Annotated in this window: 24 protein-coding genes; 17 read left to right on the top strand and 7 right to left on the bottom strand. The window is 69.1% G+C overall.

The genetic code is table 11. From position 1 onward, the window contains the following. Positions 1 to 18 precede the first annotated feature (18 nt). The 4 genes from rplU (at position 19) to proB (ending at position 3,278) form a co-directional block, all read left to right on the top strand. Positions 19 to 342 (top strand): 50S ribosomal protein L21, encoded by a 324-nt coding sequence (rplU, locus tag DYE23_RS18755; protein WP_011893515.1) that lies wholly within the window; start codon positions 19 to 21, stop codon positions 340 to 342. A gap of 17 nt (positions 343 to 359) precedes the next feature. Then, entirely contained in the window at positions 360 to 626 is a 267-nt protein-coding gene (gene rpmA / locus DYE23_RS18750) for a 50S ribosomal protein L27 (RefSeq protein WP_011893516.1), read from the top strand. Between the two features lie 86 nt (positions 627 to 712). Further along, on the top strand, positions 713 to 2,161 hold the full coding sequence (obgE, locus tag DYE23_RS18745; RefSeq protein WP_115327870.1) for a GTPase ObgE: 1,449 nt from the start codon (positions 713 to 715) through the stop codon (positions 2,159 to 2,161). Positions 2,162 to 2,165: 4 nt separating this feature from the next. Continuing rightward, positions 2,166 to 3,278, top strand: a complete 1,113-nt coding sequence (gene proB / locus DYE23_RS18740) for a glutamate 5-kinase (protein ID WP_011893518.1) — start codon at positions 2,166 to 2,168, stop codon at positions 3,276 to 3,278. Here proB and DYE23_RS18735 read toward each other — a convergent pair. After that, positions 3,275 to 3,910, bottom strand: a complete 636-nt coding sequence (locus DYE23_RS18735) for a TetR/AcrR family transcriptional regulator (protein ID WP_115327869.1) — start codon at positions 3,908 to 3,910, stop codon at positions 3,275 to 3,277. The two genes, proB and DYE23_RS18735, sit on opposite strands and share 4 nt — an antisense overlap. Positions 3,911 to 3,976: 66 nt before the next feature. Here DYE23_RS18735 and DYE23_RS18730 point away from each other — a divergent pair, with 66 nt between their 5' ends. After that, complete coding sequence (locus tag DYE23_RS18730) at positions 3,977 to 5,254, top strand: cytochrome P450 (protein WP_115327868.1); 1,278 nt, start codon at positions 3,977 to 3,979, stop codon at positions 5,252 to 5,254. On the opposite strand, the gene DYE23_RS18725 is transcribed toward DYE23_RS18730, so the two are convergent. After that, the gene (locus DYE23_RS18725) at positions 5,244 to 6,086 is read right to left on the bottom strand and encodes an NAD-dependent protein deacetylase (RefSeq protein WP_011893521.1); all 843 of its coding nucleotides are present in this window, start codon (positions 6,084 to 6,086) and stop codon (positions 5,244 to 5,246) included. The genes DYE23_RS18730 and DYE23_RS18725 overlap by 11 nt on opposite strands. 96 nt (positions 6,087 to 6,182) lie before the next feature. Here DYE23_RS18725 and DYE23_RS18720 point away from each other — a divergent pair, with 96 nt between their 5' ends. Next, positions 6,183 to 8,225, top strand: coding sequence for an NAD(+) synthase (locus tag DYE23_RS18720; RefSeq protein ID WP_011893522.1), 2,043 nt, complete (start codon positions 6,183 to 6,185; stop codon positions 8,223 to 8,225). Between the two features lie 31 nt (positions 8,226 to 8,256). Here the strand turns inward: DYE23_RS18720 and DYE23_RS18715 are convergent, their stop codons facing one another. Further along, complete coding sequence (locus tag DYE23_RS18715) at positions 8,257 to 9,117, bottom strand: PfkB family carbohydrate kinase (protein ID WP_011893523.1); 861 nt, start codon at positions 9,115 to 9,117, stop codon at positions 8,257 to 8,259. Positions 9,118 to 9,217: 100 nt separating this feature from the next. Here DYE23_RS18715 and DYE23_RS18710 point away from each other — a divergent pair, with 100 nt between their 5' ends. The 6 genes from DYE23_RS18710 to DYE23_RS18685 all read left to right on the top strand — a co-directional run bounded on the left by DYE23_RS18710 (position 9,218) and on the right by DYE23_RS18685 (position 15,095). Beyond that, on the top strand, positions 9,218 to 10,465 hold the full coding sequence (locus tag DYE23_RS18710) for a glutamate-5-semialdehyde dehydrogenase (protein ID WP_011893524.1): 1,248 nt from the start codon (positions 9,218 to 9,220) through the stop codon (positions 10,463 to 10,465). 22 nt (positions 10,466 to 10,487) lie between these two features. Further along, positions 10,488 to 11,363, top strand: coding sequence for an AAA family ATPase (locus tag DYE23_RS18705; protein WP_011893525.1), 876 nt, complete (start codon positions 10,488 to 10,490; stop codon positions 11,361 to 11,363). Next, complete coding sequence (locus DYE23_RS18700; protein WP_115327867.1) at positions 11,363 to 12,796, top strand: vWA domain-containing protein; 1,434 nt, start codon at positions 11,363 to 11,365, stop codon at positions 12,794 to 12,796. Before DYE23_RS18705 ends, DYE23_RS18700 begins: the two co-directional genes overlap by 1 nt. A 253-nt stretch (positions 12,797 to 13,049) precedes the next feature. Then, the gene (locus DYE23_RS18695; protein WP_235660457.1) at positions 13,050 to 13,199 is read left to right on the top strand and encodes a hypothetical protein; all 150 of its coding nucleotides are present in this window, start codon (positions 13,050 to 13,052) and stop codon (positions 13,197 to 13,199) included. 182 nt (positions 13,200 to 13,381) lie between these two features. Then, positions 13,382 to 14,887 carry an IS1634 family transposase gene (locus DYE23_RS18690; protein ID WP_083045275.1) on the top strand — a complete coding sequence of 502 codons (1,506 nt, stop codon included), beginning with the start codon at positions 13,382 to 13,384 and terminating at the stop codon, positions 14,885 to 14,887. 37 nt (positions 14,888 to 14,924) lie between these two features. Then, positions 14,925 to 15,095 (top strand): hypothetical protein, encoded by a 171-nt coding sequence (locus DYE23_RS18685; RefSeq protein ID WP_372516199.1) that lies wholly within the window; start codon positions 14,925 to 14,927, stop codon positions 15,093 to 15,095. An 18-nt stretch (positions 15,096 to 15,113) separates the two neighbouring features. Here DYE23_RS18685 and DYE23_RS18680 read toward each other — a convergent pair whose 3' ends face one another. Genes DYE23_RS18680 through DYE23_RS18665 form a run of 4 tightly spaced genes read right to left on the bottom strand, consistent with a single transcriptional unit; the run spans position 15,114 to position 20,720 of the window. Then, a complete protein-coding gene (locus DYE23_RS18680) occupies positions 15,114 to 16,358 on the bottom strand; it encodes an NAD(P)/FAD-dependent oxidoreductase (protein ID WP_011893528.1) in 1,245 nt (414 codons plus the stop codon). Beyond that, the gene (locus DYE23_RS18675) at positions 16,355 to 17,812 is read right to left on the bottom strand and encodes an NAD(P)/FAD-dependent oxidoreductase (protein WP_337442314.1); all 1,458 of its coding nucleotides are present in this window, start codon (positions 17,810 to 17,812) and stop codon (positions 16,355 to 16,357) included. Before DYE23_RS18675 ends, DYE23_RS18680 begins: the two co-directional genes overlap by 4 nt. Continuing rightward, the gene (locus DYE23_RS18670) at positions 17,749 to 19,218 is read right to left on the bottom strand and encodes an FGGY family carbohydrate kinase (protein WP_099962716.1); all 1,470 of its coding nucleotides are present in this window, start codon (positions 19,216 to 19,218) and stop codon (positions 17,749 to 17,751) included. Before DYE23_RS18670 ends, DYE23_RS18675 begins: the two co-directional genes overlap by 64 nt. Before the next feature lie 11 nt (positions 19,219 to 19,229). Next, complete coding sequence (locus tag DYE23_RS18665) at positions 19,230 to 20,720, bottom strand: amino acid permease (protein ID WP_011893531.1); 1,491 nt, start codon at positions 20,718 to 20,720, stop codon at positions 19,230 to 19,232. Positions 20,721 to 20,867: 147 nt separating this feature from the next. Between DYE23_RS18665 and DYE23_RS18660 the strand changes: the two genes are divergently transcribed. The 5 genes from DYE23_RS18660 to octT are packed head-to-tail and all read left to right on the top strand — an operon-like array spanning position 20,868 to position 24,075. Then, positions 20,868 to 21,596: a GntR family transcriptional regulator gene (locus tag DYE23_RS18660; protein ID WP_172527808.1), complete on the top strand. Its 729-nt coding sequence runs from the start codon at positions 20,868 to 20,870 to the stop codon at positions 21,594 to 21,596. Between the two features lie 41 nt (positions 21,597 to 21,637). Further along, positions 21,638 to 22,279 carry a nicotinate-nucleotide adenylyltransferase gene (gene nadD, locus DYE23_RS18655; RefSeq protein ID WP_081437653.1) on the top strand — a complete coding sequence of 214 codons (642 nt, stop codon included), beginning with the start codon at positions 21,638 to 21,640 and terminating at the stop codon, positions 22,277 to 22,279. Further along, a complete protein-coding gene (gene rsfS, locus DYE23_RS18650) occupies positions 22,276 to 22,665 on the top strand; it encodes a ribosome silencing factor (protein WP_041787825.1) in 390 nt (129 codons plus the stop codon). Before nadD ends, rsfS begins: the two co-directional genes overlap by 4 nt. Beyond that, positions 22,662 to 23,336: a glucosyl-3-phosphoglycerate phosphatase gene (gpgP, locus tag DYE23_RS18645; protein WP_011893535.1), complete on the top strand. Its 675-nt coding sequence runs from the start codon at positions 22,662 to 22,664 to the stop codon at positions 23,334 to 23,336. Before rsfS ends, gpgP begins: the two co-directional genes overlap by 4 nt. Next, the gene (octT, locus tag DYE23_RS18640) at positions 23,326 to 24,075 is read left to right on the top strand and encodes a diglucosylglycerate octanoyltransferase (RefSeq protein ID WP_011893536.1); all 750 of its coding nucleotides are present in this window, start codon (positions 23,326 to 23,328) and stop codon (positions 24,073 to 24,075) included. Before gpgP ends, octT begins: the two co-directional genes overlap by 11 nt. Positions 24,076 to 24,077 lie beyond the last annotated feature (2 nt).

Here is a 24,077-nt window from a genome sequence, read left to right as displayed (position 1 = left end):
GCAGAGGAAGACCCAGCGATGGCAGCCAAATCAGCCACGTACGCGATCGTCAAGACCGGTGGCAAGCAGTACAAGGTCGCGGCCGGCGACATCGTCAAGGTGGAGAAGCTCGACGTAGAGCCCGGCGCCTCGGTCTCGTTGCCGGTCGCGCTGGTCGTCGACGGTGCGAACGTCACCACCGACGCGAAGGCGCTGGAGAAGGTCGCGGTCACCGGTGAGGTCCTGGAGCACACCAAGGGCCCGAAGATCCGCATCCACAAGTTCAAGAACAAGACCGGCTATCACAAGCGGCAGGGGCACCGTCAGCAGCTGACGGTCCTCAAGGTCACCGGCATCAAGTAGAGACGGGAGCGACAGACATGGCACACAAGAAGGGCGCTTCCAGCTCACGCAACGGTCGTGACTCCAACGCGCAGCGACTCGGCGTCAAGCGGTTCGGCGGCCAGGTCGTCAAGGCCGGCGAGATCCTGGTCCGCCAGCGCGGCACGCACTTCCACCCCGGCGTCAACGTCGGCCGTGGCGGCGACGACACCCTGTTCGCGACCGCCCCGGGCGCCGTGGAGTTCGGCACCAAGCGTGGCCGCAAGTACGTCAACATCGTCCGTACTGTTCGCAGCGAGGCCTAGGTCCTACGTCGAGATCGACGTTTTGCACCGACGGCCCTCGCGTTCTGGCCGGCAAAACGTAGATTTCGTCATGGAAAGGACCTGTGATGCCCCGGTTCATCGACCGTGTCGTCGTTCACGCGCGGGCGGGTAACGGCGGCAACGGCTGCGCGTCGGTCCACCGCGAGAAGTTCAAGCCACTCGGTGGTCCCGACGGCGGCAACGGCGGACGCGGCGGCAGCGTCGTGTTCGTCGTCGACCCGCAGGTCCACACGCTGCTCGATTTCCACTTCCACCCGCACGTCGTGGCGCCGTCCGGCAAGCAGGGCGCCGGCAGCAATCGCGACGGCGCCGCCGGGGCCGACCTCGAGGTGAAGGTCCCCGACGGGACCGTCGTCCTCGACGAACGCGGCCAGATCCTCGCCGACCTCATCGGCGCGGGGACCCGCTTCGAAGCCGCCGCCGGCGGGCGCGGCGGGCTGGGCAACGCCGCACTCGCATCGAGGGCCCGTAAAGCCCCCGGCTTCGCGCTGCTCGGCGAGCAGGGTGAGGTCCGCGAACTCACGCTGGAACTCAAGACGGTGGCCGACGTCGGCCTCGTCGGGTTCCCCTCGGCGGGTAAGTCCTCACTGGTGTCGACGATCTCCGCGGCCAAACCGAAGATCGCCGACTATCCGTTCACCACGCTCGCTCCGAACCTCGGCGTTGTGTCGGCCGGGGAGCACACCTTCACCGTCGCGGACGTGCCGGGGCTCATCCCGGGAGCCTCCGAGGGCCGCGGTCTCGGCCTGGATTTCCTGCGCCATATCGAGCGCTGCGCGGTGCTGGTGCACGTCGTCGACTGCGCGACGCTCGAACCGGGCCGCGACCCGATCTCCGACATCGAGGCACTGGAAGCCGAGATCGCGGCGTATACGCCGACCCTGCAGGGCGATTCGACGCTGGGCGACCTCGCCGAGCGCCCCCGGGCGGTGGTGCTCAACAAGATCGACGTGCCCGAGGCGCGCGAACTGGCCGACTTCGTCCGCGAGGACGTCGAGACCAGATTCGGCTGGCCCGTGTTCGAGATCTCCACGGTCGCGCGAGAAGGCCTGCGTCCGTTGATCTTCGCGCTGTGGGACATCGTGGCCGCCTATCGCGCGGCGCAGCCCGCCGCGGTGCCGCGCCGACCGGTGATCCGGCCGATCCCCGTCGACGAGACCGCGTTCAGCGTCGTGCCCGACGGGCAGGGCGGGTTCGTCGTGAAAGGCACCCGGCCCCAGCGCTGGGTCGCGCAGACCAACTTCGACAACGACGAGGCCGTCGGATATCTCGGCGACCGGCTGGCACGCCTCGGTGTCGAGGACGAACTGCTCAAGCTGGGTGCGCGGCCCGGCTGCGCGGTCACGATCGGCGACATGACCTTCGACTGGGAGCCGCAGACCCCGGCCGGGGTCGACGTGCACCTGTCGGGACGCGGCACCGACGTCCGTCTCGAACAGACCGACCGGGTCGGCGCCGACGAGCGCAAGGCCGCGCGGAAGGCCCGCCGGCAGAGCGACGACGGCGAAGAGTGACGCGGTGAGTGTTCACCGGGACGCCATCCGTGGCGCGCGCTCGGTGGTGGTGAAGATCGGCACCACCGCGCTGACCACACCGTCGGGCGTGTTCGACAGGGGCAGGCTGCACTACCTCGCCGACGCGATCGAGGCGCGGATGAAGGCCGGCTCGGATGTGGTGATCGTGTCCTCGGGGGCGATCGCCGCCGGCATCGAGCCGCTCAAATTGACGAAACGGCCCGCCGACCTCGCGACCAAGCAGGCCGCCGCCAGTGTCGGGCAGGTGGCGCTGGTCAACTCGTGGAGTGCGGCGTTCGGGCGCTACGACCGCACCGTGGGGCAGGTGCTGCTCACCGCGCACGACATCTCGATGCGGGTGCAGCACAACAACGCTCAACGCACCCTGGACCGGCTCCGTGCGCTGCACGCGGTGGCCATCGTCAACGAGAACGACACCGTGGCGACCAACGAGATCAGATTCGGTGACAACGACCGTCTTTCGGCGCTGGTCGCCCATCTCGTGGGCGCCGATGCGCTGATCCTGTTGTCCGACATCGACGGTCTGTACGACGGCGATCCGCGCAAGGCGCCCGAGGACAATCCGGCGCGATTCATCTCCGAGGTGTCCGGGCCCGATGACCTCGCCGATGTGACGGCCGGGCGCGGCAGCCACCTGGGCACCGGCGGCATGGTCTCGAAACTGTCCTCGGCGTTGTTGGCCGCCGACGCGGGCGTGCCGGTCCTGCTGGCTGCCGCCGCCGACGCCGCCTCGGCGCTGGGCGACGCGTCGGTGGGCACGGTGTTCGCGCCCCGGCCCGAGCGGATGTCGGCCCGCCGGTTCTGGGTGCGCTACGCCGCCGAGGCCTCCGGCACACTGACCCTCGACGACGGGGCGGTGAGAGCCGTTGTGCAGCAACGTCGCTCACTGCTTCCGGCCGGTATCAGCGCTGTGTCCGGACGATTCTTCGGCGGTGACGTGGTCGAGTTGCGTGATCAGGAGAACGCGATGGTGGCCCGCGGCGTCGTCGCGTACGACAAGGCCGAACTGGCGACGATGCTGGGCCGGTCCACCTCGGATCTGCCCGCCGAGATGCGCCGGCCCGCGGTGCACGCCGACGACCTGGTCGCGGTCTAGCCCGCCGGATTCGTCAGATACAAGCTGCCCCAGACGATTTCGGTCAGGACGTCGGCGAGCTCGGTGTCGAACGAGGTCGGTCTCGACGGTAGGTTCTGCTGGCAGGTGCGCTCGACCATCAATACCAGCGTGTGGGCGGTGATGTCGGGCGGCAGCTGCGGCCGGATCGTCCCCGCCTTCTGCCCCTCGACGATGACGGCCTCAAACCTGGTGCTGACTTCGGCGATCAGGTCGCGGTAGGTCTCGGCGACCGCGGGGTCGTAGGGCGCCATCTCGTTGAGCGCGACCAGGACGGGCTGATGCTGCCGGTAGGCGGCGATGATCGCGGCCATCGCGACCCGCACGTCCTCGGGGTCCAGCCGCGACGCCACCGACCACCAGCGCTGTGCGGCGTCGGCGAGATCGCCGAACACCTGCGAGGCCAGCCGGCGCAGCAGATGGCCCTTGTCCTCGAAGTAGATGTAGAAACTCGCCCGCGAGATGCCGGCCTCCGACGCCAGCCGGTCGACGCTCAGCTCGGTGATACTCGCCCCATCGGCCATCAGACGGTCGGTGGCCTCCAGCAGCCGCCGCTCGATCTGCTCGCGACGCTCCTGCCGAGTGGCCTGCGCCTTTCTGGTCACCGAAGGCATTCGTCGAGCGTAGCGAAGCGATCTGCACGTTGACTAGACATAGTGTCTAGTCGTAGTGTCGGCGTCATGACTGTGACCGCGCACACACCTCCCGCGGCTTCTGCGGGTCGCCCCTACGATCCCGTCGACCTGTCCTCGCGCGCCTTTTGGGCCGGAACCGCAGACCAGCGGGAGGCGTCGTTCGCCCAACTGCGGGAGGCCCGTCCGCTGAGCTGGCATCCGCCCGTCGAGGACGCCCTGATGCCGGACGCCGACGATTCCGGCTTCTGGGCGGTCACCCGGCACGCCGACATCGTCGAGGTGAGCCGCAACAGCGAGGTGTTCCTGTCCGGAAAGGGCGTGCTGTTCGAGAATGTGCCCGAGGAGCTTCTCGAGGCCAGCCAGTCGTTCCTGGCGATGGACCCGCCGCGGCACACGCTGATCCGCAAGGTCGTGCACGCCGCGTTCACCCCGCGCCAGGTCCGCCGCATCGAGGACTCGATCAGGGCGAATGCCCGCGACATCGTGACCGAGCTGCGGGCGGCCGGCAGCGGCGTCGACTTCGTCAGCCACTGCGCCAAAGAGCTTCCCGTGCGCACGCTGGCGGACATGGTCGGTATCCCCGACTCGGAGCGCCACGCCGTCGCCGACGCCGCGGACGCGATGGTGAGCTGGGGTGACCCCGAGTACCTCGACGGTCGCAACCCGTTGGAGGTGTTGTTCTCCAGCCAGATGTACCTGCACCAGGTGGCGTTGGGTCTGGCGGCCGAACGCCGTGACAACCCCGGCGACGACCTGTTCAGCTCGCTCGTGCACGCCGAGGTGGAAGGCGCCCGTCTCACGGATGCGGAGATCGCCGCGTTCTTCGTCCTGCTCGCGGTGGCGGGCAACGACACCACCCGACAGACCACCAGCCACGCGATCAAGGCGCTGACCGACCATCCCGAGCAGCGGGCCTGGCTGACGGCGTCGTTCGACGACCGCATCGGCGGAGCGGTCGAGGAGTTCATCCGGTGGGCGTCGCCGGTGATGACGTTCCGGCGCACGGCGGCAACCGATTACGTGCTCGGCGGCCAGCAGATCGCGGCGGGGGAGAAGGTCGTGATGTTCTACTCCTCGGGGAACCGCGACACCGCGGTGTTCGACCGTCCCGACCTGCTGGACCTCGGCCGCGACCCGAATCCACACCTGGGCTTCGGGGGCGGCGGACGCCATTTCTGCCTCGGCGCACATGTGGCGCGGGCACAGTTGCGCGCGATCATCGGTGAACTGCTCACGCAGCTCCCCGATCTGGCGGCCGGCGAACCGTCTTTCGTGGCGGGCAATTTCATCCATGCGGTGCGCAGGATGCCCGTCACCTGGTGAGAGTCGCCCCGGCAGCCGGGAGTTCGTCGGCGAGCAACGCCAGCATCGGCGAGCAGCCGTTGTCGATCTTCACCGTCGCGAGGTCGTCGCCGCGGGTGTGCCCCCGGTTGATGATCGCGACGGGTATGCCCTTGGCCGAGGCGTGGCGCACGAACCGGAAGCCCGAATACACGGTCAGCGACGAGCCGGCCACCAATAGTGCCTCGGCGCCGTCGACCAGCGAATAGGCCTCGTCCACACGCTCTTTCGGAACGTTCTCCCCGAAGTACACGATGTCGGGCTTGAGCATCCCACCGCACGACGGGCAGTCGACGATCCGGAACGACGACGTGTCGGCCACGACGGCGTCGGCGTCGGGAGCCACCGCGATGCCGCCCACCGCGGCGGCCCGGTCGCTGAATCCCGGGTTCGCCGCCTCGAGCAGGTCGGCCAGTGACGCCCGCGACATGGTGCGGTGGCACTGCAGGCAGATGACCCGGGCATAGGTGCCGTGCAGATCGATGACCCGCTCGCTGCCGGCCTTGGTGTGCAACAGGTCCACGTTCTGGGTGATGACCCCGGTCACGACGCCGGCACGCTCCAGTGCGGCCAGCGCCCGGTGTCCGGCGTTGGGCTGCGTGTCGTCCATGTGCCGCCAGCCGAGATGGTTGCGCGCCCAGTACCGGCGGCGGAACACCGGGTCGGAGGTGAACTGCCGGATCGTCATCGGGTTGCTCGGCGGTGAATCCGGCCCGCGGTAGTCGGGGATCCCGGAGTCGGTGGACATCCCCGCGCCGGTCAGCACCGCGACGCGTCTGCCCGCGAGCAACGCCACCAGTTCGGGTGCCTCCACCTCACCGAATGTAGGCGATTGCCGACGGGTACCGCGTTCGGCCAGATCAGCCAGGGGCTGATGCATATCCGCAGCGGTCGCGGGCAACAATGAGGCATGGATTTCTACTCGGTCTACCGGCACGGGTTCGTCCGGGTCGCGGCCTGCACGCAGCACGTGGCCATCGCCGATCCCGCGGCTAACGCCGAATCCGTGCTTCGGATGGCGCGCGAATGCCACCACGACCACGTCGGGCTCGCGGTGTTCCCCGAGTTGACGCTGTCCGGGTATTCGATCGAGGACATCGTAATGCAGGACGCGCTGCTGGAGGCCGTCCGCGAGGCGATTCTCGAGGTCGCGGCCGGGTCGGCCGATCTGTTGCCGGTCCTGGTCGTCGGAGCCCCGCTGCGGTTCCGGCACCGGGTGTACAACACCGCCGTCGTGATCCACCGCGGCCGGATCCTGGGGGTGGTGCCGAAGTCCTACCTGCCCACTTACCGCGAGTTCTACGAGAAGCGCCAGATCGCCGCCGGTGACGACGAGAGCGGCGAGATCCGCCTCGGCGGCGCCGACGTCCCGTTCGGTCCCGACCTGCTGTTCGAGGCCACCGACGTGCCGGGGTTCGTGCTGCACGTGGAGATCTGTGAGGACATGTTCGTCCCGGTACCGCCGAGCGCGGAGGCGGCACTGGCGGGCGCGACGGTGCTGGCGAACCTGTCGGGAAGCCCGATCACCATCGGGCGCGCGGAGGACCGCAGCCTACTGGCGCGCTCGGCGTCGTCGCGCTGCCTGGCCGCCTACGTGTACGCCGCCGCCGGCGAAGGGGAGTCGACGACGGATCTGGCGTGGGACGGCCAGACGATGATCTGGGAGAACGGCGTGTGTCTGGCCCAGTCCGAACGCTTCCCGAAGGGTGAGCGCCGCTCGACCGCCGATGTCGATGTCGAGTTGCTGCTCAACGAGCGGCTGCGGATGGGCACCTTCGACGACAACCGCCGTCATCATCTGATCGACGAGGATTCCTACCGGCACATTTCGTTCGTGCTCGATCCACCCGACGGCGACACCGGGCTGATGCGCGAGGTGGAACGCTTCCCGTTCGTGCCTGCCGATCCGGCGCGTCTCGAACAGGACTGCTACGAGGCCTACAACATCCAGGTCTCGGGCCTGGAACAGAGGTTGCGCGCGCTGCATTACCCGAAGGTGGTCCTCGGCCTTTCCGGCGGTCTGGACTCCACCCACGCGCTGATCGTCGCGGCCCGCGCGATGGACCGCGAAGAGCGTCCCCGCAGTGACATCCTGGCGTTCACCCTGCCGGGGTTCGCCACCGGTGAGCGCACCAGGAACAACGCGACGCGCCTCGCCGAGGCCCTCGGCGTCACCTTCGAGACGATCGACATCACCGAGACCGCCGAGCTGATGCTCAAGGAGCTGGGCCATCCGTTCTCCCGGGGCGAGAAGGTCTATGACGTCACCTTCGAGAACGTGCAGGCGGGGCTGCGGACCGACTACCTGTTCCGGTTGGCCAACCACCGCGGCGGCATCGTGCTGGGCACCGGTGACCTCTCCGAGCTCGCGCTGGGCTGGTCGACCTACGGTGTCGGCGACCAGATGTCGCACTACAACGTCAACGGCGGTGTCCCGAAGACGTTGATACAGCACCTGATCCGCTGGGTGATCTCGTCGAATCAGTTCGACGACGTGGTCAACGAGGTGCTGCAGTCGGTGCTCGACACCGAGATCAGCCCCGAGCTCGTACCGGCCGGTGAGGACGAGGAGATCCAGAGCAGCCAGAGCAAGGTGGGTCCCTATGTGCTGCAGGACTTCTCGCTCTTCCAGGTGCTGCGTTACGGGTTCCGGCCGTCGAAGGTCGCGTTCCTCGCCTGGCATGCCTGGCATGACCCCGAACGCGGCGACTGGCCGACCGGGATCCCCGAGGACGAGCGACCGTCCTACTCTCTCAAGGAGATTCGGCACTGGCTGCAGGTCTTCGCGCAGCGTTTCTACTCGTTCAGCCAGTTCAAGCGCTCGGCACTCCCCAACGGGCCGAAGGTGTCGGCCGGGGGTTCCCTGTCGCCGCGCGGGGACTGGCGCGCCCCGTCGGACATGTCGGCCCGCACGTGGCTCGACGAGATCGAGCGGTCGATCCCCAGCGAGTGAGGCAGCCCGGACCGCGGCGTGAGCAGTACCGTCACAACGCGTCCAGCACGTCCTCCACCGCCTCGCGGGAGGGCGCACAGTCGCCGGCACCGGGAACCAGCGTCGCTAACGCCCCGGCCGCGCAGGCCCGAGCCATCGCGAACTCGACTCCCTGCTCCCAGTTCGCCGCCAGCACACCGGCGAACACGTCGCCGGCGCCGGTGGTGTCGACCGCCTCGACGGCCGGTGCGGGGACCTCCAGGTGGCACTGCCCGACGCAGGTGGCGCCGCGGGCCCCGTGGGTGACGACCAGATGCGGGACCAGGATGCGGTCACCGTCGCGCCAGGCGTCGGCCTCGGTCTCGTTGACGACGACGACGTCGACGTGCGCCGCGAGGGTGCCGACCTCGCGCGGGGTCGGCGATGCGTTGAGCATGACGGTCGCCCCGGCGTAACGCCCGGCGCGCGCCGCCGCGACCGCCGTGTCGATCGGGATCTCCAGCGAGAGGAGCACCACGTCGGCGTCGGCGATCGCAGACCGCACGACCGGCGAGGCCAGACTCAGATGAGCGTTGGCCCCGGGGGCGACGACGATGCAGTTCTCGGCGCCGGCATCGACCAGGATCGCGGCCGTGCCGCTGGGGCCGGGGACGGCCACCACCGCGTCCAAGCCCACCGAGTTCGCGCGCAGATGGTCACGGAGCTGCTCCGCGGACGCGTCGGTGCCGAGGGCGGCGACGAGCTGGACATCGGCGCCGGCACGCGCGGCCGCCACGGCCTGGTTGCCGCCCTTGCCACCGGGTGCGCAGGCCAGCGCGTCGGCCAGCACGGTCTCGCCCGGACGAGGCAGCGCGTCCACCGTGAACGTCAGGTCGGCGTTCACGCTCCCCACCACGCACAGCCGCGTCGCCATGACCGTGCAATCTACCGATCGGGCCGGCTCCTCGCGCAAGCCCTCGTCGTGGGGCTAGACACGTGTCGAACGACTCACGCAGGTTCGATACGCTGGCCTGATGAGTGTCCAGGCACCTTCCGTCCCCGACCTGCGCCAGCAGGTCCACGACGCCGCCCGGCGCGCCCGCAGCGCCGCCCGCGGGCTGGCGACGCTGAGCACCGACACCAAGGACCGGGCGTTGCGGACCGCCGCGGACCACGTCCTGATGAACACGCGCGCCATCCTGGAGGCCAACGAGGCCGACCTGGACACGGCGCGCTCGTCGGGCACCCCGGAGGCGATGCTGGACCGGCTCGCGCTGACCCCGGCGCGCGTCGAGGGGATCGCCGACGGTCTGCGGCAGGTCGCCGGGCTGCCCGATCCCGTCGGCGAGGTGCTGCGCGGCCGCACGCTGCCCAACGGCCTGCAACTGCGCCAGCAGCGGGTGCCCCTCGGGGTGGTCGGCATCGTCTACGAGGGTCGCCCGAACGTCACCGTCGACGCGTTCGGTTTGACGCTGAAATCGGGCAACGCCGTTCTGCTGCGCGGCAGTTCGTCGGCCGCGCGCTCCAATGCCGCACTCGTCGACGCGTTGCGCGCCGCACTCGCGACGGAGCTGCTCGACGTCGACGCGGTGCAGCTGCTGCCGAGCGCGGACCGCGCCAGCGTCACGCACCTGATCCAGGCCCGGGGGCTCGTCGACGTGGTCATCCCGCGCGGCGGTGCCGGGCTGATCGACGCGGTGGTGCGCGACGCCCAGGTCCCGACCATCGAGACCGGCGTCGGTAACTGCCATGTCTACGTGCACTCCTCGGCGGATCTCGACACGGCCGAGAGCATCGTGCTCAACGCCAAGACCCGCCGGCCCAGCGTGTGCAACGCTGCCGAATCGCTGCTGATCGACGCGGCGGTCGCCGACGTCGCGGTGCCGCGGCTGACCGATGCGCTCCAGGCCGCCGGCGTGACCGTGCACATCGACCCGACCGAGGACGAGTTGCGCGCCGAGTTCCTGTCGATGGACATCGCGCTGGCCATTGTTGATGGAGTAGACGGAGCGATCAGTCACATCAACGAGTACGGCACCGGTCACACCGAAGCCATCGTCACGACCGATCTCGCTGCCGCGCAACGGTTCACCGAACGGGTGGACGCGGCCGCGGTGATGGTCAACGCGTCCACCGCGTTCACCGACGGAGAACAGTTCGGCTTCGGAGCGGAGATCGGCATCTCCACCCAGAAGCTGCACGCCCGGGGGCCGATGGGCCTGCCGGAACTGACGTCCACCAAATGGATCGTGTGGGGCGACGGCCACACCCGTCCGGCCTGAGCCCGAGTCCGAGGAGAAAATCTTGAGTGTTCCCGCGAGCATCCAGCCGCTGTTCGCCGACATCGACGATGTCGCGCGCCGGCTGGCCGAGACGGGCTATCTGCCTGACACCGCCACCGCGACCGCGGTGTTCCTCGCCGACCGGCTGGGCAAGCCGCTGCTCGTCGAGGGCCCGGCCGGTGTCGGCAAGACGGAGTTGGCGCGTGCCATCGCCCAATCCACCGGGTCGGGTCTGGTGCGGCTGCAGTGCTACGAGGGGGTCGACGAGTCCCGCGCACTCTACGAGTGGAACCACGCCAAGCAGATCCTGCGCATCCAGGCGGGGCACGGCGACTGGGATCAGACCCGCGACGACGTGTTCTCCGAGGAGTTCCTGCTGACCCGCCCGCTGCTCACCGCGATCCGGCGGACCGAGCCGACGGTGCTGCTGATCGACGAGACGGACAAGGCCGACATCGAGATCGAGGGCCTGCTGCTGGAGGTGCTCAGCGACTTCGCGGTGACGGTGCCCGAGCTCGGCACGATCACCGCCGAGCGCCGGCCGCTGGTGGTGCTGACCTCGAACGCGACGCGGGAACTGTCCGAAGCCCTCAAACGCCGCTGCCTGTTCCTGCACATCGACTTCCCCGACCCGGACCTGGAGCGGCGCATCCTGCTCTCCCGGGTTCCCGAGCTGCCCGAGCGCCTGGCCGAGGAGCTCGTGCGGATCATCGGGGTGCTGCGCGGCATGCAGCTCAAGAAGCTGCCGTCGGTCGCCGAGACCATCGACTGGGCCCGCACCGTGCTGGCTCTGGGCATGGACACCATCGACGACGAGGTGATCGCCGCGACGCTCGGCGTCGTGCTCAAGCACCAGTCCGATCAGATCAAGGCCGCCGGGGAGCTGAGACTCAACTGATGCCGCCCCGCCGCACCCGACCCCCGCAGCCACCGGCCCCCCACGGGATCCCCGGCCACCTCGTCGAATTCGTGGAGGCCCTGCGCAAGCAGGGGATCGCGGTGGGTCCGTCGGAGACGGTGGATGCCGGTCAGGTGATGGCCACCCTCGGTCTGTCCGACCGCAATGTGCTGCGCGAGGGACTCGCGTGCGCGGTGTTGCGGCGCTCGGATCACCGCGAGACCTACGACGCGCTGTTCGACCTGTATTTCCCTGCGGCGCTGGGCGCCAAAACGGTGCTCGACGACGACGAAGACGGCGAGGGACTGCCGCCCGAGGACATCGAGGCCTTGCGTAGCGCGCTGGTCGATCTCCTGGCGGATAACGAGGAACTCGCGAACATCGACGAGCGGCTGGCCGCGATGATCGCCCAGATCGTGGAGGCCTACGGCCGCTACAACTCCAGCCGGGGACCCTCGTATTCGTCGTATCAGGCGCTCAAGGCGATGAGCCTGGACGACCTGGAGGGCCGCCTGCTCGCCGGGTTGCTGGCGCCCTACGGCGACGAACCCACACCGACGCAGGAGCAGATCGCCAAAGCGATTGCCGCCCAGCGCATCGCGCAGCTGCGCAAGATGGTCGAAGGTGAGACCAAGCGCCGGACGGCCGAGCAGCTCGGTCGCGATCACGTCCAGATGTACGGCGTGCCCCAGCTCTCGGAGAACGTGGAGTTCCTGCGGGCGTCCGGCGAGCAACTGCGTCAGATGCGACGGGTGGTCGGGCCGCTGGCCCGCACGCTGGCCACCCGGCTCGCGGCACGCCGGCGACGCTCGCGCGCCGGGGAGATCGATCTGCGCAAGACGCTGCGCAAGTCCATGTCCACCGGCGGGGTGCCGATCGACGTCGTGCTCAAGAAGCCGCATCCGGCGCGGCCCGAACTCGTGGTGCTCTGCGACGTGTCGGGATCGGTGGCGGGCTTCAGCCATTTCACCCTGTTGCTGGTTCATGCTCTGCGGCAGCAGTTCTCACGCGTACGCGTCTTCGCCTTCATCGACACCACCGACGAGGTCACCGAGTTGTTCGGGCCCGACTCCGACCTCGCGGTCGCCGTGCAGCGCATCACCCGGGAGGCGGCCGTGTTCACCCGCGACGGCCACTCCGACTACGGTCACGCCTTCGTGTCGTTCCTCGACAAGTTCCCGAACGTGCTGTCGCCGCGCAGTTCCCTGCTGGTGCTCGGGGATGGCCGCAACAACTACCGCAACCCGGAGACCGATCTGCTCGCCCACATGGTCAATGCCGCCCGGCACGCTCACTGGCTCAACCCGGAGCCGAAGCACCTGTGGGGCAGCGGCGACTCGGCCGTGCCTCGCTATCAGGACATCATCACGATGCACGAGTGCCGCTCGGCCAAACAGCTGGCCTCGGTGATCGACGCGCTCCTGCCGGTGTAGCTCCGGCCGCGGCGGCGGGTTGGTAGCCAACTGTCAGGAACCCACCAGCGCACGGCCAGCCACGCCGAGCCGGTCGATCTGGGAATTCTGGTTCATCGCAACCTATTTCGGCGATGGCCACGATACGACGACCGAGCATTCTCCCAGGCGGGCCGTCTTCGCGTTGGCAGGTCCGTCCCAGCCTCGCTCGCTAATCTGGCCGTGCTCCCGACACCTGCGGGGCAGATCGTCCCTTCCGCTCGAAGGAGTCACCATGGCCATGCACGCCCGCGCGCTTGCGCGCAGACCGAGGAAACCCCGTGTTGTCGGCCTGGCCGCGCTGTGTGCGGCCGCAGCCTTCGCCACGCTCAGCGTCGGCACCGCGCACGCGGACGTCGACGAGGTCGCCCCCGCCCCGCCGTGACCAGCCGGCAGGCGTCGACGAACGCGGTCATCCGCATCAACGACTTGGGCGTCGCAGGCGGAATCTCGGACCTGACTTGGCTCACTTTTCGGGTTCGGGCCTGACTGCAGCGTTCTGACCTGCGGTTCTAGTTGTAGATCGGCCGGAATTTGCACACTAAAGTGTGGTCGTAGGCTGCGCTGGTGGCCTACATCCGGACCGTGAAGACCGCCTCGGGGGCGACTGCAGTGCAGATCGTGTGGTCCTGGCGGCGGGGGTCACGCTCGATCGAGCACATCGGATCGGCCCACGATGATGTTGAGCTCGCGGCATTGAAGTCCGCTGCGGCCGCCCGCTTGGCGGCCGGACAAACTGAACTCGACTTGGGCCTGTCTGGTGGCCTCGAGCCGGGGACGCTGCCGATCACCTCCTCGCAGATGACGCATCTGTGGGGCGGCCTGTGCGCCGCCTACCGTGCACTGGGATTCGAAGCGGTCACCCAGGGCGACAACGTGTTTCGCGATCTCGTACTTGCCCGGATCATCGAGCCGACCAGCAAGATCGACACCGCACGGGTGTTGAGCGAAGTCGGCGTCGACGCGGCCTCCTATGCCACCCTCAAGCGTCGGCTGCCGATCTATGCCACACCCGCCTGGCGGCAATCCCTGGCTGCGGCAACAGCACGGCATGCCCGGCTGGGGCCGGCCTCACTAGTGCTCTACGACGTGTCGACGCTGTACTTCGAGACCGATACCGGTGACGGATTCCGCGAACCTGGGTTCTCCAAGGAACGCCGGTTGGAACCGCAGATCACCCTCGGGTTGCTCACCGACGCCTCGGGGTTCCCGCTCACGGTAGAGGCCTTCGAGGGCAACCGGGCCGAGACCGCCACCATGCTTCCAGTCATCAACGCGTTCAAGGCCGCCCACCAGTTGAGCGATGTCACCGTCGTCGCCGATGCCGGGATGATCTCCGAATCCAACCAGGTCGCCCTGCAAGCCGCGGGGTTGTCATTCATCCTGGGCACCCGGATTCCGTTCCTGCCCGATGTGGTCCGCGAATGGCGCGATCAACACCCCGACGAGGCCGTTCCTGATCAGCTGGTGTTGACCCAGCCCTGGCCGGCCAGCAGCTCGGAGAAGACTCGCGGCATCCCCGATCGCGTCGTCTACTACCAGTACCGCAATGACCGGGCCCGGCGCACCCTGCGCGGCATCGATGAGCAGGTCGCCAAGGCCCAGAAGGCTGTCGATGGTCATGCTCCGGTCAAGCGCAACCGGTTCATCAAGCTCACCGGTGCCACCAAGACGGTCAACCGCGAGTTGGAAGCCAAGAACCGCGCTCTGGCCGGCTGGAAGGGCTACACCACCAACCTGGTCGACCAGCCCGCTGACTTCGTCATCGGCGCCTACCACCAGCTCTGGCGCATCGAGAAGAGCTTCCGGATGTCCAAGCACGACCTGGCCGCCCGCCCGATCTACCATCACCTGCGCGAGTCGATCGAGGCCCACCTGAGCATCGTGGTCGCCGCCATGGCCGTCAGCCACTACATCGAAACCCAAACCGGTTGGAGCATCAAGAAGTTCGTGCGTACCGCCCGCCGCTACCGCACCGTCCAGATCAAAGCAGGCCGCCAGCTCCTCACGGCCGCCGATCCGTTGCCCGACGAGCTCCGCGTGGCCCTCGCCAAAATCAGTGCCCCGACTTGAACACTAAATTGAGCCAACTCGGGTCCGCATCAACGACTTGGGCGTCGCAGGCGGAATCTCGGAGGCCCGGCTGGCCGACGCCGGAGTGATCGAGGCGGAGGGATCCTCGTCGACCGAGGTCCGCGACAGCGTCAAGGCCGTCCCGGGTGACAAGGCCAAGGGATACCTGGGCTCCTACCCGGTCGGTCCGCCCCTCGGCGACTGGTGAGCCGTCACCGTCGGGCGTTCACACCAGCGACAGGGTGACCGTCCCGCCCTGCGGGTTCGCATCGGAGACCAACGACCACGGCGCCCGGTAGATCCGCCCGGGCGCGGCCGGCCACGCCGTGCGCCTCTCGGCCAGTACCCGACCGTCCTGTACGGCGCGCAGCTTCGGGAACCGGCGGTATTCCTCGGTCCACAGCAGCAGATCGCCCCGGGCCGGTATTTTGCCGTCGTCGGGGACCAGTTGCGGGGTCACCCATCGGAACGGCCGGTCGGCGCGGATCCGGGCCGCCGTCGGTGCGGCGGAGGCGGCGGCGGGGTTTCCGAGCCATTGCCGCACCGCGGAGGCGACGTGTCTCCCGTCGAGCGCGGCGCCGTCGGCGGTGTCGACCGGATGCAACAGGTTTCCCACCGCGAACACCCCTGGCCGGCTGGTCCGTAGTGCGGTGTCGACGACGGGGCCGCGGGTCGCGGCATCCATCTGCAGGCCCGCCGTCCGGGCGAGTTCGTGATCGGGTATCCAGTCGCCGGTGAACACCACGGTGTCGCAGTCGATCTCGCGCCGTTGGCCCGTCGCCGCATGCTCGACTGTCACCGACCTGACGCGGCCCCTGCCGTGGATGCCCACGACGCGGCTGCCGGTCAGCACGGGCCCGTCCATCAGCAACCGGCCCGCGGAGCGGAACGCGGCGTACGCCTCGGCGCGGGGGTGGGAGGTCACCATCGCCGCGGTGGCGCAACCGGATTCGCGCAATGTCAGCACCGCCGACCAGCTCACCAATTCCGCGCCGACGACGACCGCGCGCGTTCCGGGCGCGCGGTGATGCAGGTGCACGAGGTTCTGCAGCTGCCCCGTCGTGTACACGCCGTCGGGTCGGTCACCCGGAACCAGCCGGGCAGAGCGGGGCCGTTCGCGCGCGCCGGTGGCCAGCACCACCGCGTCGGCGGTCACGGTGCGCACCCCGCGCGGCGACGTGACCTGCAGCGTGCGCTCGCCGGCCCACCCGGTCACCATCGCCTCGGTCTCGAGTACGGCTCCGGCGTCGGTGGCCAGGGTCGTCAGGCGGCGGGCATAGGCGGGCCCCGAGATGAACCGGTGCAGGTCCCGCATCCCGTAGCCCAGATGGTCGCTGTGGCGCGGTATTCCACCCGTCTGCGCTTCCCGCTCCAGCACCAGGACCTCGCCGTCGACGGTCGACGCCAGAGCCGCGGCGGCGGTGAGGCCGGACGGTCCGCCGCCGATGACGGCCACGGCGACGTGGCTCATCGGAGCGCTCCGGTCTCAAGGAGGGCCTCAAGAAGGGCCTCGGTGTGTGCGCCGCAGTAGAACCCCTGGCACCTGCCGTTCATCACCCGGGTGCGTCGGCGTAGCCCGTCGAGGTCCGCGGGCGGGATCAGGGATCCGAACGCGTCGCGGATCTCCCCGGCGGTGACCCGTTCGCAGAAACACACGATGCGGCCGTACTCGGGGTCCGCGGCCACCCGGTCCGCGTCCTGATACGGGCGCAGTCCCGCCTCGCCGATGTTGGGCATCCGTGGCGGTGGAGGCAGGTCGTCGCGTTCGTCGACCGCGACCCCCGCGCGGGCCAGCAGGCCGGAGACGTATTCGGCGACGGCCATCCCCGAAGTCAGTCCGGTGGAACGTATTCCACCGACGAGGACGTAGCGCAGGCGTTCATCGAGATCGATGAGGTAGTCGTCGTGGTCGGCGGCGGCACGCAACCCCGCGTAGGTCGCGGTGACCTCCTCCTCGAACAGTGCCGGCATCAGCGCACGTCCCTTCGACACCAGAAACTCGAAGCCGTGCTCGGAAGTGCCGGTCGCGGTGCGGTCGTCGAGGTTCTCCGAGGTCGGGCCGACCATCACGTTGCCGTAGATGGTCGGGCTGACCAACACCCCCTTGCCCCGCGAGGACGGTACGGCGAGCACGATCAGCGGCACCATCGGCCGGGTGAGCTTGTCGAACACGAGTAGCTCGCCGCGTCGCGGGGTCACGGTGAATCGCCGGTGGCCGAACTCCGTGTCGAGGTGGTCGGCGCCCAGGCCGGCCGCGTTGATGATCCAGCGGCCGCGCACGTCGCCCGCGGTGGTGTGCAGCGTGGTGTGTTCTGGGCCCGGCTGAACGCCCGTCACCCGGGCCCCGCGCAGCAGCCGCGCGCCGCGGGCCACCGCATCGGTGGCCAGCGCGAGGTTGGTCGTCCAGGTGCAGATGATCGACTCGCCCGGCACACCGAGCCCGCCCAGCGCCCCCAGCCCGAGGTCGGGGACCCGCCGGTACACCTCCTCGGACCGCACCAGATCGCAGTCGCGGTAGCCGTTGCGTTCGGCCTTGACCATCAGACCCGGGAGCGCGTCGGCTTCCTCGTCGGTCCACGCGACGAGCATCGCCCCGGTGCGCTCCACCGGGATGCCGGTCTGCTCGGCGTACTCACCGAGCAGGTGATACCCGCGGGCGACCAGCCGGGACTCCAATGTGCCCGGGGTCGCGTCGAACCCGGTGTGCAGCAGGGCCGTGTTGGCCTTGCTCGTGCCGTCGCCGACATCGTCGCGCGCCTCGACCAGCGTCACCGACAGATGTGTGCCCGCCAGCGCCCGGGCGATGGCGCAGCCGACGATTCCGGCGCCAATGACGACGACGTCCGAGACGTCCTCCGGTCTCATGACATCGACTCCTTGCGCTGATGTGGTGGGGCGAGCGTGCTTTCGGCGGCCCTGCGCCAGCGCGCCAGGAAGTCCGCGGCGCGGTCGGCCGACCAGTGTGGTTCGTATGTCCGCCGCGGCGACCATGTCCCGGCGGCGTCGGCGGGGGAGAGACCGGGTTCGAGGGCCAGCCGTGCGCAGGCCGCGGCGCCCAGCGCGGTCGCGTGCAGGGACGGGTACACGTCGACGGGGATCTGCGACAGGTCGGCCTGTGCCTGCATCAGCGCCTCCGAGCGCGTCAGCCCACCGTCGACGCGCAGCCGGGTCAGCGGGCGGCCGAGGTCGGCCGACACCAGGTCGGTGAGCGCCGCAACCTGCGCGGCGATGCCTTCCACCATGGCCCGGACCAGCTGGCCGCGACCGGTGGACAGCGTCATTCCCGACAACGAGGCGGTGGCCGCCGAGTCCCACCACGGCGCCGCCAGCCCGGCGAGAGCCGGAACGCAGACCACCCCGTCACTGGATTCGGCTGCGGCGGAATCGATTTGATCGGCCGACGGGATCAGGCCCAGATCGACGGCCCACCGGATCGCCGACGCCGCCGTGTAGACCTGGCCGTCGATGCAGTACGACGTCTGTCCGCGCAGCCGCCACGCCACCGACGTCGTGAGCCCCGAACTCGACCGCACCGGCTCGGTTCCCAGCTGTGCCAACAGAAAGGCGCCGGTGCCGTAGGTGCATTTCGCCGACCCCGCGTGGAGGCAACTCTCGGCGAACAGCGCCGCCTGCTGGTCGACGATCAGGCCTGCCACCGGCAGCGTGGTGCCGAAAACGTCGGTGGTGCCGACGATCTCGTCGCTGGCGACGATTTCGGGCATCTCCTCGGCGTCGAGTCCGAACAGCGCCCGCAGGTCCGGGTCCCAGCGCTGCCCGCGGGAATCGTCGAGCGAGGTCAGCAGCGAGCGGCTGGCGGTGGATGCGTCGGTGACGAACGCGCCGCACAGGCGATGCACCAACCACGTGTCGGTGGTGGTGACGACGCCGTCGCGGGTCAGGTTCGCCCGGATCCATGCCATCTTCGGGGCGGAGAAGTACGGGTCGAGCACCAGGCCGGTGCGCCCGGCCACCGTGGTGGCGTGTTCTGCCAGTGCGGCACAGAGTGTTTCGGCGCGCCGGTCCTGCCACACGATCGCCGGGGTGAGCGGTGTGCCCGTGTGTCGATCCCAGGCGAGCACCGTCTCGCCCTGGTTGGCCAGTGCGACCGCGGCGACCGGCACCCCGGCCTGCTGCAGGGCCTGCCGTCCCGCGGTGACGACGGAAGCGAACAGGGCCTCGGGGTCCTGTTCGACCCCGCCGCCGGGCAGGTAGTCGGGGCGCAGGGAAACCTCGGCGGTGGCCAGGACACGTCCGGCCGTGCCGTCCCGGATGTCGACGACGACGGCCTTGGTGCCCGAGGTGCCCTGGTCGATGGCCAGGATGTGGTGCATCGGTTGGTCCGTCACTCCCGCAGTTCGGCGTCGATCGAGTGCATGTCCGGCATCGACAGGCCCTTGCTGCCGCGCCGGATCAACAGGTAGGCCAGGTAGGCGGCACCGATCGCGACCATCACGAGGACATACAGCCATGCCTCCTTGAACGCGGCGTCGCGGAACAGCGCGAGCTCGAAGGCCAGCCACACGACCGCCACCACCAGGATCGGAACCTCCCACGCGCCGAGGTCGAACTTGTGGTTGTTCGGCAGGCTCTTGCGTTTGATCAAGTACAGCACCACGGTGGAGGCGTACATGACCGCGGGCAGCAGTGTCGCGGCACCGAACAGGGTGAACAGTGCGGTCTCGGAGTGCGCAAAGATCGCCAGGATCAGCTGGGCCAGGCAGAAGTAGAGCACGGTCGCCTTGAGCGGGGTGTGGAAGCGGGGCGAGATCTGGTTCCACTGCTGCCAGCCCGGGAAACGCTCGTCACGCGACATCGCCCAGGTGAGCCGCACGCCGGTGATCATGATGACCAGGCCGCACGCGAAGATGGCCAGCACGACCATCAGCAGCAGAAGGGTCGCGACGGCCGAACCGAGCGTCCTGTCGATCACGTCGGCGATCGGGGTGCCGGATTCGGCCAGCGCAACCGGGTCGCCGGCGGCGAGCGTCACCGCGACGAGGAACACGAAACCCAGGACGCCCGAGGCGAGTACGGCCTGCCACATCGCGCGCGGGACCACGCGTTCGGGGTCGTGGGTCTCCTCGGCGAGGTTGGCCGCGGATTCGAATCCGACGATGGTGAACGCGCCCAGCAGAAAGCCCAGCATCCAGGGTCCCGCCGAGGTCCAGTCGCCGAAGCTCCAGAATCCCTCGCTCGGCACGGCACCCTTGCTGAACAGGTTCGAGAAGTCCATGTCGCCGCGCACCGCGGCCACCACCAGCAGCAGTGCCGTCAACGCGACCATGCCGATCAACTCCAGGGTGACCAGGCCGTTGTTGACCCGTTCGGCCCATGGTGTCGAGAACGCCACCAGAAGTGCCTGCAGCAGCAGCACCACGGCCGTCATCACCCACGCGATGGTCGCGGTGCTCTCGTAGTTGAGCAGCACGGGCAGGATCGTCGAGGCGATCGTGTAGTCGACCGCGCACACCACGACGGCCAGGAACGTGAACGAGATCCAGCCGATGATCCACCCGAGGACCGGGTTGGCCAGGCGTGACATCCATTGGTAGTGGTAGCCGGTGACCGGGATCCGGGAGGCCAGCGCGCCGAGCACGAACGCGACCGCCAACTGTCCGATGACCGCGATCGGCCACGTCCAGATGCCGACCGGGCCGGAGCTGTTGAGCACCGATCCGTACGTGGTGAAGATTCCGGTCGCGATGGAGACGAACGCGAACGCCACGGCGAAGGACGCGAACTTGCCGGTCCGGCGCTCCAACGACTGCGTGTAGCCGAACTGGGCGAGTTCGGCGGCATCGGCGGATCCGTCCCCGGTGGGCAGTGCTGACATCGAGGTACCTCGTCTCGGAGTCTTGGTATAGACCATGTGGTTGAACCAAGGTAGCGGATCGGGCCGGCATCGCGTCACCGATGTCACAAGCTTTTTACACAGCGGATGTCGACGACCGAAGCCGACTTACGTGGTTACTCTGCAAAGATGCCCGCTGGCACGCCCCTCTACATGTCGATCGCGTCCGATGTCCGCGATCTGATAGCCAGCGAAGCGCTGGGGCCGCACACACTGTTGCCGTCCGAGCGGGAGCTCGCCGAACAGCACGGGGTCAGCCGGATGACCGCACGTCAGGCATTGTCTCTGCTGGAGAGCGAAGGGGTGGTGTACCGCAAGCCGCCCCGCGGCACCTTCGTCGCCGAACCGCGCGTGCGCTTCCACATCGGGAGCTTCTCCGAAGAGGTCGCGCGGATGGGGCGTCGGCCCGCCGCGCAACTGTTGTGGGCCGAACACCAGGCTGCGACGCCCGCGGTGCGCCGGGCGCTGGGCCTCGATGAGGGTGCCGCCGTGCACGTCTTCCACCGGTTGCGCAGCGTCGACGAGGTGCCCTTCGCGCTGGAGACGACATTCCTGCCCGCGGAACTGACACCGGGGATCCTCGATATGACCGAGGACGGATCGCTGTGGGCGGTGCTGAGGTCGAAGTACGCCATCGAGCTGGCCCGGACGACCGCGGTGCTCGAGTCGATCGTGCTCGATGACGCGTCGAGCGTGCAGTTGGGTGTGCGGGCCGGATCGGCCGGGACGCTGCTCACCCGCACCACCTATGACAGCGCCGATCGGTGTGTGGAGTACGCCCGCGACGTCTACCGCGCCGATCGCGCGGCGTTCGAGGTGTCCGAGGAACTGCGGTCGCAGCGTCTGTCGGCGGTCTGAGGTCCGAACCCGGGCGGGACGCTCCCGTAAGCTCGCTATTCGTGCAATCGCGGCGGCGTATCGGGGTGATGGGTGGGACGTTCGATCCCATCCACAACGGACACCTCGTCGCGGCGAGCGAGGTCGCCGATCTGTTCGACCTTCACGAGGTGGTGTTCGTGCCCACCGGCCAGCCCTGGCAGAAGCGCAGCCGGCCCGTCACGCCCGCAGAGGACCGCTACCTGATGACCGTGATCGCGACGGCGTCCAACCCCCGCTTCTCGGTGAGCCGGGTCGACATCGACCGCGGCGGGGCGACCTACACCAAGGACACCCTGCGTGACCTGCGCGCCCAGAATCCGGACGCGGACCTCTACTTCATCACGGGCGCCGATGCGCTCGCCTCGATACTGTCGTGGCAGAACTGGGAGGAGATGTTCGCGATCGCCCGGTTCATCGGGGTCAGCAGACCCGGGTACGAACTGGACGGCAAGCACATCTCGGCCGCGATGGCCGAGCTGCCCGCCGACGCGCTGCATCTCGTCGAGGTCCCTGCCCTGGCGATCTCGTCCACCGACTGCCGGCTCCGTGCCGAGCAGTCCCGTCCCATCTGGTATCTGGTCCCCGACGGCGTGGTTCAGTACGTCGCCAAGCGCGATCTCTATCGCAACCAGAACCCCGCAGGTGAAGGAGAGCGTCCCTGACCGCCACAGCTGAAGCCATCGACATGGCCACGATCGCCGCCCGCGCGGCCGCGGCCAAGCTCGCCGAGGACGTCGTCGTGATCGACGTCTCCGAGCAACTGGTCATCACCGACTGCTTCGTCATCGCCTCCGGGAGCAACGACCGGCAGGTCAACGCGATCGTCGACGAGGTCGAGGAGAAGATGCGCCGCGCCGGGTACAAGCCGGCGCGCCGCGAGGGCACCCGGGAAGGGCGCTGGACGCTGCTCGACTACGTCGACATCGTCGTGCACGTCCAGCACCAGGACGAACGCAACTTCTATGCGCTGGACCGGCTCTGGCGGGACTGCCCGATCGTGCCGGTGGATCTCGACAGCCCCGCAGGTGACTCCGAGGACCGGGCGTGACGATCCGGCGGCTGGTCATGCTCCGGCACGGCCAGACCGAGTACAACGCGGGAAGCCGCATGCAGGGCCAACTCGACACCGATCTCAGCGATCTGGGCCGAGAGCAGGCCGCATCCGCGGCCGATGCCCTGGCCAAACGCCACCCGCTGCTGATCGTGTCCTCGGATCTGCGGCGCGCCCTCGACACCGCGGTCGTGCTCGGCGACCGGTGCGGACAACCGGTCAGCATCGACGCCCGGCTGCGTGAGACGCACCTCGGGGACTGGCAGGGGATGACGCATCTGGAGGTCGACGAGGTCGCGCCCGGCGCGCGGCTGGCGTGGCGCGACGACGCCCGTTGGGCCCCGCACGGCGGCGAGAGCCGCATCGATGTCGCCCGGCGGAGCCTGCCTCTGGTGCGCGAGCTGGTGACGCAGCAGACCGAGTGGGGATCGGCGGGGGACCGGCCGGTGGTGCTCGTCGCGCACGGCGGGCTCATCGCCGCGCTGACGGCGGCACTGCTCGGGCTGCCCGCCGACAACTGGCCGGTACTGGGCGGCATGGGTAACGCGAGCTGGGTGCAGCTGGCCGGCCACACCCGGGCCGACGGCGATCCGGCATCCTTCGACGACATCCGGTGGCGTCTCGACGTGTGGAACGCCTCGGCGCAGGTTGCCGGCGATGTCCTCTGACCCCACCGGCGTCCGCAGGACACTGCTGATCTTCTGCGATTCGCTGTCCTACTACGGACCCACCGGCGGACTCCCGTCCGACGATCCCCGCATCTGGCCGAATCTCGTTGCCGGACAACTCGACTGGGATGTGGAGCTGATCGGCCGCATCGGCTGGACGAGTCGCGACGTGTGGTGGGCCGCCACGCAGGACCCGCGGTCGTGGGCGGCGCTGCCCCGGGCCGGGGCGGTGATCTTCGCGACGTCGGGCATGGACTCACTGCCCTCTCCGCTGCCCACCGCCCTGCGTGAGCTGATCCGCTACGTCCGCCCGCCACGGTTGCGCCGGTGGGCGCGCGACGGGTACGGCTGGCTGCAGCCGCGCCTCTCGCCCATCGCGCGGCCGGCGTTGCCCCCGCATCTGACCGTCGAGTACCTCGAGATGACCAGGGCGGCAATCGACTTCAACCGCCCCGGGATCCCGGTCGTGGCGTCGCTGCCGTCGGTGCACATCGCGCCGACCTACGGCATGTCCCATCGCGGACGGCCGGGCACCGTGGCGGCGATCAGCGCCTGGGCGGCCGAGCACGGTGTGCCGCTGGTCGACCTCAAGGCCGCGGTCGGCGAGGAGGTGATGAGCGGCAGGGGGAATCCCGACGGGATCCACTGGAACTTCGAGGCGCATCAGGCCGTCGCCGACCTGATGCTCAAGGGTTTGGCGGAGGCGGGCGTGCCGGCCTCCGCCGCGGACGGTCAGTGATC

It is taken from the genome of Mycolicibacterium gilvum, assembly GCF_900454025.1.
GTDB lineage: Bacteria > Actinomycetota > Actinomycetes > Mycobacteriales > Mycobacteriaceae > Mycobacterium > Mycobacterium gilvum.
This window is presented reverse-complemented; position numbering and strand designations above follow the sequence as displayed.

What these genes read in the sequence shown, in the direction of transcription:
- rplU (WP_011893515.1), top strand. Translation starts at nt 19, where the DNA reads ATGGCAGCCAAATCAGCCACGTACGCGATCGTCAAGACCGGTGGCAAG.
- rpmA (WP_011893516.1), top strand. Translation starts at nt 360, where the DNA reads ATGGCACACAAGAAGGGCGCTTCCAGCTCACGCAACGGTCGTGACTCC.
- obgE (WP_115327870.1), top strand. Translation starts at nt 713, where the DNA reads ATGCCCCGGTTCATCGACCGTGTCGTCGTTCACGCGCGGGCGGGTAAC.
- DYE23_RS18735 (WP_115327869.1), bottom strand. Translation starts at nt 3,910, where the DNA reads ATGCCTTCGGTGACCAGAAAGGCGCAGGCCACTCGGCAGGAGCGTCGC.
- DYE23_RS18730 (WP_115327868.1), top strand. Translation starts at nt 3,977, where the DNA reads ATGACTGTGACCGCGCACACACCTCCCGCGGCTTCTGCGGGTCGCCCC.
- DYE23_RS18720 (WP_011893522.1), top strand. Translation starts at nt 6,183, where the DNA reads ATGGATTTCTACTCGGTCTACCGGCACGGGTTCGTCCGGGTCGCGGCC.
- DYE23_RS18715 (WP_011893523.1), bottom strand. Translation starts at nt 9,117, where the DNA reads ATGGCGACGCGGCTGTGCGTGGTGGGGAGCGTGAACGCCGACCTGACG.
- DYE23_RS18710 (WP_011893524.1), top strand. Translation starts at nt 9,218, where the DNA reads ATGAGTGTCCAGGCACCTTCCGTCCCCGACCTGCGCCAGCAGGTCCAC.
- DYE23_RS18700 (WP_115327867.1), top strand. Translation starts at nt 11,363, where the DNA reads ATGCCGCCCCGCCGCACCCGACCCCCGCAGCCACCGGCCCCCCACGGG.
- DYE23_RS18695 (WP_235660457.1), top strand. Translation starts at nt 13,050, where the DNA reads ATGGCCATGCACGCCCGCGCGCTTGCGCGCAGACCGAGGAAACCCCGT.
- DYE23_RS18680 (WP_011893528.1), bottom strand. Translation starts at nt 16,358, where the DNA reads ATGAGCCACGTCGCCGTGGCCGTCATCGGCGGCGGACCGTCCGGCCTC.
- DYE23_RS18670 (WP_099962716.1), bottom strand. Translation starts at nt 19,218, where the DNA reads ATGCACCACATCCTGGCCATCGACCAGGGCACCTCGGGCACCAAGGCC.
- DYE23_RS18665 (WP_011893531.1), bottom strand. Translation starts at nt 20,720, where the DNA reads ATGTCAGCACTGCCCACCGGGGACGGATCCGCCGATGCCGCCGAACTC.
- DYE23_RS18660 (WP_172527808.1), top strand. Translation starts at nt 20,868, where the DNA reads ATGCCCGCTGGCACGCCCCTCTACATGTCGATCGCGTCCGATGTCCGC.
- octT (WP_011893536.1), top strand. Translation starts at nt 23,326, where the DNA reads ATGTCCTCTGACCCCACCGGCGTCCGCAGGACACTGCTGATCTTCTGC.